4 protein-coding genes are annotated in these 2,653 nt (G+C 51.7%); all 4 read left to right on the top strand.

What is annotated here, in order from left to right; translation table 11 throughout:
- Positions 1-440 precede the first annotated feature (440 nt).
- Positions 441-1,421, top strand: a complete 981-nt coding sequence (locus AC1DVH_RS29275; protein ID WP_477756721.1) for a toll/interleukin-1 receptor domain-containing protein — start codon at positions 441-443, stop codon at positions 1,419-1,421.
- 232 nt (positions 1,422-1,653) lie between these two features.
- Positions 1,654-1,890 (top strand): colicin E3/pyocin S6 family cytotoxin, encoded by a 237-nt coding sequence (locus tag AC1DVH_RS29270; RefSeq protein WP_477756720.1) that lies wholly within the window; start codon positions 1,654-1,656, stop codon positions 1,888-1,890.
- Positions 1,891-1,899: 9 nt separating this feature from the next.
- A complete protein-coding gene (locus AC1DVH_RS29265) occupies positions 1,900-2,211 on the top strand; it encodes a hypothetical protein (RefSeq protein WP_477756719.1) in 312 nt (103 codons plus the stop codon).
- A partial coding sequence (locus AC1DVH_RS29260; protein ID WP_477756718.1) for an ImmA/IrrE family metallo-endopeptidase occupies positions 2,211-2,653 on the top strand: 443 nt, incomplete at its 3' end. The genes AC1DVH_RS29265 and AC1DVH_RS29260, both read left to right, overlap by 1 nt.

Raw genomic sequence — 2,653 nt, 5'->3', positions numbered from 1 at the left:
ATCCAGGAGTCAGGGGTTTTGTCGCTGGCTTCGATGGCCAGCAGAATTTCGCGCACCAGGTCTTTGTCGAGCTTCATCGAGGATCCCCCTTCCTATTTGTGACAAAGGACATTATCAAATATAGATACGTGGGCGCATGAACATTCAGTGGCGACTATCGCAAAAGACGGAAGAAGAAGCGGCATCGGTAACGATGCGGTTAGAATTTAGACCCTGCACAATGGGGGAGAGATCGGGTCACGTTTTTAGCGAAATGACTGACCATGATGAGATAAATACGCAACGGAGTTACTTATGATCCAGAAAGCATTAACAGCTGGATTCAGAACTCGTATGAATGATTTGGCAAAAGCCATCTTAGGCAAGTAGTAACTAGCTCCCATAGCCTGCCTATCATCATATGGTGGGCACAGTCAGAGATAGTTCAACAGGGAAGAAATATGACAGAAGCAGAAACCCACGGCTCTATCTTCATTTCATACGCATGGGGCAACGGATTAGAAAACAAGGAGTGGGTGCGACAGAGCATAGTTGCCAATCTCAATTGGCTGCATGACGTGTTCTGGGACCGYGACAGTATTGCATTTGGCGAGTCAATCGACGGCGCAATTTCCAAAGCGCTGGCCAAGCGTCCGGTACTGGTTCTGTGCTTGTGTGACCAGGACTACCTGAATGCCGCTCACCGAGTGGGATCAGGTTTGTTCCGTGAGCTGAAAATGCTGTCCAAGATCACCGACGAGCCGGGCGTCAGGATTGTTCCACTAATCCTTGAAGCTGACTGCATTGAACGGCTGCCTGAACCCTTAATTGGCCGCGCTTACCTGAACCTGCAGCCCTTACATCAACTGAACCTCAATATCGGGATTGCAGTGCTGGGTGTTGCCGAAGGACTGAGCCAGGCGCAGGTGCAAAACGAGATCAACGATCAGTTGGCAACGTTCAAATTACGCCAGCGTAGCCTCAACTATTTGCAGCAGCGCCCCCTGACGATTTGGGGAAATGGGCGCAATCATGAGGTCACCGTATATCCGCAAGGGGCTGCTCCCTACCTTCTCCAGCCTCCTCAGTGGATGTGGGAAAGCGATAGCTGGAACTACATGTTGGATGATGACTGCCCAACCTTTTGTCCTATCAAGGGGCGCTGGCATTGGGAGCTATCCACATCATCCCTAGAGATACGTCCTTTGGGTACTGCAGTGATATCGACATTCTTTCCGCAACTGACCGGTGAAGACGAACAGAAAATGCTAAATACGGGAGGCATGCTGCTGGCATCCAAGTTCTTCAAAACTGTCTTGATTGACGAGGCATTCAACTTCGATGCGGATGATCTCGTTGACTTCCTGATCAGTCGCGATGAGGGCTTCAAAGTCCTGGAGGGGCTACTGGACGCGGCAGATGCCCACGCCCAAGCAGGCTAGTGGCAAGCAAAACGTTCTCCCAGGGTGTCCCGCAGTCCTGACCCTGCGCCACAGCGAGAAAGGCCGCCCGTCGGCGAGGAGATAAGTGCGTTATGCCCAGTTTTTTTCGTGACGCAGCCGGTTTCAGCACGAAACGAGCCAGACTAGAGGCCCCATCATCTAGTAGCATTATGCTAGGCGCTTGTGCACTTGATTTGGCAAAGCGCCACCATACTCAGGCCAAGGAGCACCGATGGGCGGCATCGCACGACCCAAGCCTTCCATTGTCGACAAATACAAGAAACATAAAGTCGAGGGTGGTAGGCAATACTATTTCGACCCCAGCGAGCAGCGCTACTATTCTTGGGATTCCTTGCATGGTGAATTTGAGGTATTTGATAAGCGCGGCTACCACTTGGGTTCGGTATGCCCGCACTCGGGCGACGTAATCAAACCGCCAGTGCGCGGGCGACGGTTCAACCCAAATTAGGAAATTACGATGAGCTTCCTAGAGCTTTGCCTGAAGGGCGACCTGCTAATTGAGGAAATCGACAACTACGTCGAGGATTGGCATGAGTGCCGCGCGGGCGCGAATCAAGAGTTGCATGAGTTCTTGGGGATGAGATGGGACGAGTACTCTGCGTGGGCTAAAAACCCCTCCATTCTTTCCTACATACTTGCAGCTCGCAGGAATAAGATATCTCTTGAAGAGGAATTGGACAGAGATCGCTACGCACTCGCGGCACGCGCCAGCACGGCGTTGGAGGCACGACGCATAGCGGAATGGCTTGAGCAAGAGGTAGAGCCTTAATGGTTCCTGAAGAAAAGATGGCGGCGCGCGTCCTCAGCAACCGAAACTTAAAGCCACCGTACGACCTCGAGGCTCTCGCCAGGGAATATGGAACACTTGAGTTCAAGAGTCTGCCCTTCAGGATTGATGGAATAACCATCGGAATTGGCGAGAAAGCTAAACCGAGAATATTGATAAATAGCGAAATCAGCGAGCGTCGGCGAAAATTTACACTTGCCCATGAAATTGGACATATTGTTATTCCCTGGCATGTAGGAACGGTTGTCTCCCATCTCGAGCCCGGCGACGAGAACATGGAATACAAGCAGATGGAGATGGAAGCTAACCGGTTCGCGGCAGAGCTGCTAATGCCAAGTACGTGGATTCAGGAACGATTCGCGTGTGCTCCTACCTTTAAGGAGTTCTTCCAAGATGTGTTGAGACAGTCGGGGGCGTCCAAGGA

The sequence above is a fragment of the Pseudomonas sp. P4_C3 genome (genome assembly GCF_056402075.1).
Note: the sequence above shows the minus strand (reverse complement) of the source record. Positions and strands in the feature narration are given on the sequence as shown.